Here is a 5,608-nt window from a genome sequence, read left to right on the forward strand (position 1 = left end):
ATGGTGTCGGGAGAATTATTGAAATAATCCATATTTATATAACCGTCTAAAGTATGTGCTGTATCGTTTAATGCAACATCAATTTTATATTTAACCTGTTGTTGCCAGTAGGGCAATTGACAATTGGCAATTGGCAATTGACAATAAAAAAATAATATTAAAAAGAAATTTTTTTTCAAAACGAAATGTTTTTTTCAAAAATAAACAAATAGCTGCATTAGATTACATTTAATACTGCACTTGTAAGTAAAGATTTTATTGTACACTATCTGTCATTGCTTGTCGAAAATTGCCCATTGTATATTGCCCATTGCCCATTGTTATTTTCCTTTACCACTAAATATAATCTTAATAGTGTGCAGCATTATTTTAAAATCAAGCGCCAGCGAAATATTTTCAATGTACATTAAATCGTAAGGCATGCGCTCAATCATTTCTTTAATGGAAGATGCATAACCAAATTTAACCATTCCCCAGCTGCTGAGGCCGGGTTTTACTTTAAACAAATAATTGTATTCGGGATGTTGCAGAATAATCTGATCAATATAAAATTTTCTTTCCGGCCTGGGCCCCACCAAACTCATCTCGCCTTTAATAATATTTAATAACTGCGGCAATTCATCTAAGCGCCACTTGCGCATTACTTTACCCCATGTAGTAATTCTTGGGTCGTCATCAAAACTTAACAATGGCCCATTTTTTTCAGCATCCTGCACCATACTCCTGAATTTGTACATAATAAACGGGTTGCCTTTATACCCAATTCTTTCCTGAAAAAAAAATAAAGGCCCACGTGAAGATGCTTTTAAACGCAACGCCGTATAAATAATTAAAGGCGATAGCAGCACCATTGCAACAGCGGAAATTACAATGTCGAGTAAACGTTTTACATTTTGCTGCCACGAAACCAGTAACCCCGAGTGCAGATCAATTAAAGGCACACCCAGCACATTATTGGTTTGTACGGCACCAGTTAAAATATCAACCGTGTCGGGTGTAATTTTAATGTTAACATTCTTATCGCTCAGTTGCTGTAAGATCTTTTCAATTTTTTCTCTTTCTTTTTTTTCTACTGCAATAATTACTTCTTCTATATTTTTTTCAGTAATTACCTGAGTTATATTTTCTGCAGTGCCAAAATTTATAATGGCCTCAGATAAATTAGAAATGTTGTTGCCATTGGTATTCACAAAACCCATGATCCTGTACCCGGTTTTTTCTTCATTTGTAATTATAGATTTGTATAAAGCTGCTGCATTGCTGCTGGAGCCAACTATTAATGTATTAAAAAAAACTAAACCAGTTTCCAGCTGGGTTTTTGCCCTGGTTAAAAAAAATAAACGAAAAATAAAAGTAACCAGCACCTGTATGGCCAGCAGCGAAAAAAATTCTTTAGAATAAATGTTGTAATCTTTACTGGCATCGTATAATAAAAACAAAAAAAGAATTACGATACACCCAATAAAAGAATGGTTGAATGTATTTAAAAATTCCATCAACCTGCTTTTGTGGTAAATGTTTTTATAACTGCCGCCAAGGTGATATAAACTGATCCAGGCAAGGGGATAAATAAATAAGCCCAAATAAAACTTATTGCCTGCCAAAGGGGCTTCGCCAATAATTTGTTTTCTAACAAAATAAAAAATAACCCATGCAATAATTGCAGCAATAAAATCGCCTGCTGCATACCATCCTATATGAATCCGGGGTTGTTTCAACTGTAACAAAAAATAATTTTAGAGAACAAATTATGCAGTGTTATTAAAATTTTCGCTGCTCATTTTAATTATGGTTAGCCTTGCTTATTTTTTCCAGTATCTGGTGTGCCACTTCCATTGCCCTATAACCATCCACCACACTTACAGGAGTTTCAGTATTGTTTATAATTGCATTTCTAAATTCTTCCAGTTCCATTTTTATCGCATTTACATCCGGCACATTCGGGCTTGCAATAGCAATAGTTTTTTTACCGCTGTTAGTATCAATATCAAACGTAAAAACATTTTTATCACCGGGTGTATTTAATTTTATTATTTCTGTTTTCTTCTCTAAAAAATCAATACCAATGTATGCATCTTTTTGAAACAGCCGCATCTTCCGCATTTTTTTCATTGATATACGGCTGCTGGTAAGGTTAGCCACACAACCATTATCAAATTCAATTCTTACGTTGGCAATATCAGGCGTATCGCTCATTACAGCAACACCGTTGGCACTAATATAATTTACATTACTTTTTACAAGACTTAAAATAATGTCAATATCATGTATCATTAAATCTAAAATCACACTCACATCGGTACCACGTGGGTTAAACTGTGCAAGGCGGTGCACCTCAATAAACATGGGTTGCAGGTCATATTGTTTCAGCGATAAAAAAGCAGGATTAAACCTTTCTACGTGGCCTACCTGAAATTTTATATTGGCTTCTTTAGCCAATTTTACTAACTCTCTTGCTTCGTCCATTGTATTGGCCAAAGGCTTTTCTACAAATACGTGTTTACCTTTTTTTATTGCAGCCTCACATAATTCAAAATGAAAAACTGTTGGTGCAACAATATCTACAATATCACAATCGTCAATTAATTTTTCAGCATCATTATACCTTGGTAAATTATATTTTTCGCTAACCAATTTTGCATTATCATCATCAGTATCGCAAAAACCAATTAATTGTATACCTTCAATTTCGGCCCAGTTGTTCAAATGGAATTTTCCTAAATGCCCCGTACCAATAACTCCAACTTTTAACATAGTATTTTTTTATTCCTATCTCTGTTAATCAGCAGAGAAGATGGTTAAGTTTTATTTTTTTTGCCAAGCTTTATTAATTCTGTTTGGCTGCGGTGGCGTCGCACTCTTCAACAGTATAACTTTATTCAACTTTTATCTAAGCGTATCAATCATTTATTTTCTGCTGTATTATAAAAACAAAAGTCTTCCTGTACGAAGACTCCTCTATAATAAATATTTTTTAAACAGCAGTTTCCTGCCAAAATCCCATCTTGCCAAATTTTTCAATGCGCTGGTTTATTCTTTCCTGTGCAGGAATTTTTTTAAGTTCGGCAATAACAGGTAATAAATGCTGTTTTAAAATTTGAGCGGCTTCATCATAATCCCAGTGTGCACCGCCAAGTGGTTCCGGTATCTTTCCATCTACCAAACCAAATTCAATCATATTTTCAGCCGTTAATTTTAATTGTTCTGCTGCGGTTTCTTTTTTATCCCAGGTACGCCATAAAATACTGCTGCAACTTTCCGGAGAAATAACAGTGTACCAGGTATTTTCCAGCATAAAAACTTTATCACCCACACCAATACCTAATGCACCACCACTTGCGCCTTCGCCAATAATTACACAAATCACCGGCACTTTCAACCGTATCATTTCATAAATATTCCGGGCAATGGCTTCGCCCTGTCCTCTTTCTTCAGCTTCCAATCCCGGGTATGCACCGGGAGTATCAATTAATGTAATAACAGGTTTATTAAATTTTTCTGCAAGCCGCATCAAACGTAATGCTTTTCTGTAACCTTCCGGGTTGGCCATACCAAAATTTCTAAGCTGCCGCATTTTGGTATTAATACCTTTTTGCTGGCCAATAATCATTACGGTTTCTCCATCTAACTGGGCAAAACCACCCACCATGGCTTTATCATCTTTTACATTTCTGTCGCCGTGTAACTCAATAAAATTAGTACACATTTTATCAATGTACTTTAAGGTGTATGGCCTGTCGGGGTGGCGGCTTAACTGTACTTTTTGCCAGGGGGTAAGATTATCAGTTAATTCTCTCTTAGTTTCTGTAATCTTTTGTTCCAGTTTGATAATGGTATCACTTAAATCAATCTTGCTTTTTTCAGCACTGGCTTTTTGTACTTCAATCTGGTCGTACAAATCTTTTACGGGCTTTTCAAAATCGAGGAACTGTCGGTTTTTAAGTTCAGGCATTTAATTTTTACGGTTTGGTTTACGATATAGATTACTGGCAATCATTTTTTATTGTAAGATAGACTGTAAAATTAGGGAATACAATATTTTAATAAAAGTTTTGGTACAGGAAAATCAAAAACCTATCTTTGCCCTCCCAAAAAAGGAGGGTGAAATTAAATTTTAATTTTAAACTCAGGGTTTGGGTAGTTGGATCGGTAGTTCAGTTGGTTAGAATGCTGTATAGCCTTAGGCCATATCATCTCGCCTGGGGCGAGACGGTTCGAAAAAGTTCTTTTAAAATGTATTATGTATATATTCTTGAAAGTTTAGTTGATGGAGACTATTACAAAGGGTCAACAGAAGACTATGCTAAGAGGTTACGGCAACATAATAATGGAGAAAGCCAGTTTACTAAGAGTAAGATGCCATGGAGGTTAATTTTTGTAGCAGTATTTGATGCGAAGAAAGCGGCATTGATTGAAGAAAAACGGCTAAAAAAATGTAATAAAGAATATTTAAAATGGCTGGTGACACAGCCTCAGAATATGTTAAATAAAATTGATTCCTGAATTTAGATTTAGGGGTAATGTTGAAGGATCGGTAGTTCAGTTGGTTAGAATGCTGCCCTGTCACGGCAGAGGTCGCGGGTTCGAGTCCCGTCCGGTCCGCTTAGTTTTGATTGAAACCTGCTCTGGTAGCAGGTTTCTTCATTTTCATTCTATAAAAAAAACGGAATTAAGCTAAATCTTATCGTACAATTAGCTGAAGTTTGTTTGTCAAGCCACACTTTCACAAAGTTCGTGTTGTACGCCGTAAAAATCACTGTTGCTCTATTGTCTCACCTGTGAGTTCATAATTCAATTTACGATTTCTAAAGAAATGATAAAGGTGCAACCAAGTCTTATCGCTTATTTCGTCTGAAAGGGTGATGTCTTTTGATGTTATGAAGTGTCGACACCCAAAGCAAATGTCAAAAAAAGAACACTTGCTTTTTTTGTAAATTAATATTCCATGATGCGGCATGAAACACCCAATATCTTCTATGGTACTGTCCTTATTAGCTTCTATCATTATTAGTGCTAAAGAATCAATTTCTTTTTTGTCGAGGCGATATTGCTCTTTTATAATTTTATAGTTGACTCTGTTTTTCTCAACTAGTCTATAGGAGCCGATTCTTTCATTTGTCTTGTCGTCAACGATTGGAATATATGTTGTCAAATGACTTACAATAATTACGGAGTCTGCAGTTATGAACTTTTGATAAACTTTATTATTGATTCTTTGTCCAAAACTGCAAGAGAAAAGTGCGGCAAAAAATACTGTTATAAAAAAATGTCTTATCATGCTTTTGGTAGAACGGATGGTCGAATTTATGGCGTATGACCCGTCCTGAAAAAAGTTGATTGTGTTAGTTGCCGATGATTGTTTCAATGTCATGCCCCAATTGTACAAAACCTGATGTTGCCTGCAGTTTATTTGTTTGCACGTTCAGTACATTTCAAACAAGTTTTAAGTCCTAACTGTTCTAATAAGCGACCTTCAAATTTTAATTCGGGGTTAAAATATACCATATAGTATTGTTTTAAGAATTCAAATGTTGGCATTTGTACATTGTCGTAAAAGTCTTTAAGGATTTTTACAAATTCATCTTTACGATTAGTTTTGTAATAGTCC

The 5,608-nt window shown here is 35.0% G+C and carries 6 protein-coding genes and 1 tRNA gene; 2 read left to right on the top strand and 5 right to left on the bottom strand.

What is annotated here, in order from left to right:
- Positions 1 to 320: 320 nt before the first annotated feature.
- The 3 genes from ACY65O_RS17660 to ACY65O_RS17670 all read right to left on the bottom strand — a co-directional run bounded on the left by ACY65O_RS17660 (position 321) and on the right by ACY65O_RS17670 (position 3,952).
- A complete protein-coding gene (locus tag ACY65O_RS17660) occupies positions 321 to 1,718 on the bottom strand; it encodes a sugar transferase (protein ID WP_462222180.1) in 1,398 nt (465 codons plus the stop codon).
- A 64-nt stretch (positions 1,719 to 1,782) separates the two neighbouring features.
- The gene (locus tag ACY65O_RS17665; protein ID WP_462222181.1) at positions 1,783 to 2,754 is read right to left on the bottom strand and encodes a Gfo/Idh/MocA family protein; all 972 of its coding nucleotides are present in this window, start codon (positions 2,752 to 2,754) and stop codon (positions 1,783 to 1,785) included.
- A 220-nt stretch (positions 2,755 to 2,974) separates the two neighbouring features.
- Complete coding sequence (locus tag ACY65O_RS17670; RefSeq protein WP_462222182.1) at positions 2,975 to 3,952, bottom strand: acetyl-CoA carboxylase carboxyltransferase subunit alpha; 978 nt, start codon at positions 3,950 to 3,952, stop codon at positions 2,975 to 2,977.
- Positions 3,953 to 4,101: 149 nt separating this feature from the next.
- On the opposite strand from ACY65O_RS17670, the gene ACY65O_RS17675 reads away from it, so the two are divergent.
- Positions 4,102 to 4,503, top strand: a complete 402-nt coding sequence (locus tag ACY65O_RS17675) for a GIY-YIG nuclease family protein (protein ID WP_462222183.1) — start codon at positions 4,102 to 4,104, stop codon at positions 4,501 to 4,503.
- 25 nt (positions 4,504 to 4,528) lie between these two features.
- Positions 4,529 to 4,602, top strand: a tRNA-Asp gene (locus tag ACY65O_RS17680).
- Positions 4,603 to 4,753: 151 nt separating this feature from the next.
- Here the strand turns inward: ACY65O_RS17680 and ACY65O_RS17685 are convergent.
- The gene (locus ACY65O_RS17685; RefSeq protein ID WP_462222184.1) at positions 4,754 to 5,278 is read right to left on the bottom strand and encodes a hypothetical protein; all 525 of its coding nucleotides are present in this window, start codon (positions 5,276 to 5,278) and stop codon (positions 4,754 to 4,756) included.
- A 128-nt stretch (positions 5,279 to 5,406) separates the two neighbouring features.
- Positions 5,407 to 5,608: hypothetical protein (locus ACY65O_RS17690; protein WP_462222185.1), on the bottom strand; the 202-nt coding region annotated here is incomplete at its 5' end.

Origin of the sequence: Ferruginibacter sp. (assembly GCF_031430955.1) — a bacterium.
In the GTDB taxonomy this organism is placed as follows: Bacteria; Bacteroidota; Bacteroidia; order Chitinophagales; family Chitinophagaceae; genus Ferruginibacter.

What these genes read in the sequence shown, in the direction of transcription:
- ACY65O_RS17665 (WP_462222181.1), bottom strand. Translation starts at nt 2,754, where the DNA reads ATGTTAAAAGTTGGAGTTATTGGTACGGGGCATTTAGGAAAATTCCAT.
- ACY65O_RS17670 (WP_462222182.1), bottom strand. Translation starts at nt 3,952, where the DNA reads ATGCCTGAACTTAAAAACCGACAGTTCCTCGATTTTGAAAAGCCCGTA.
- ACY65O_RS17685 (WP_462222184.1), bottom strand. Translation starts at nt 5,278, where the DNA reads ATGATAAGACATTTTTTTATAACAGTATTTTTTGCCGCACTTTTCTCT.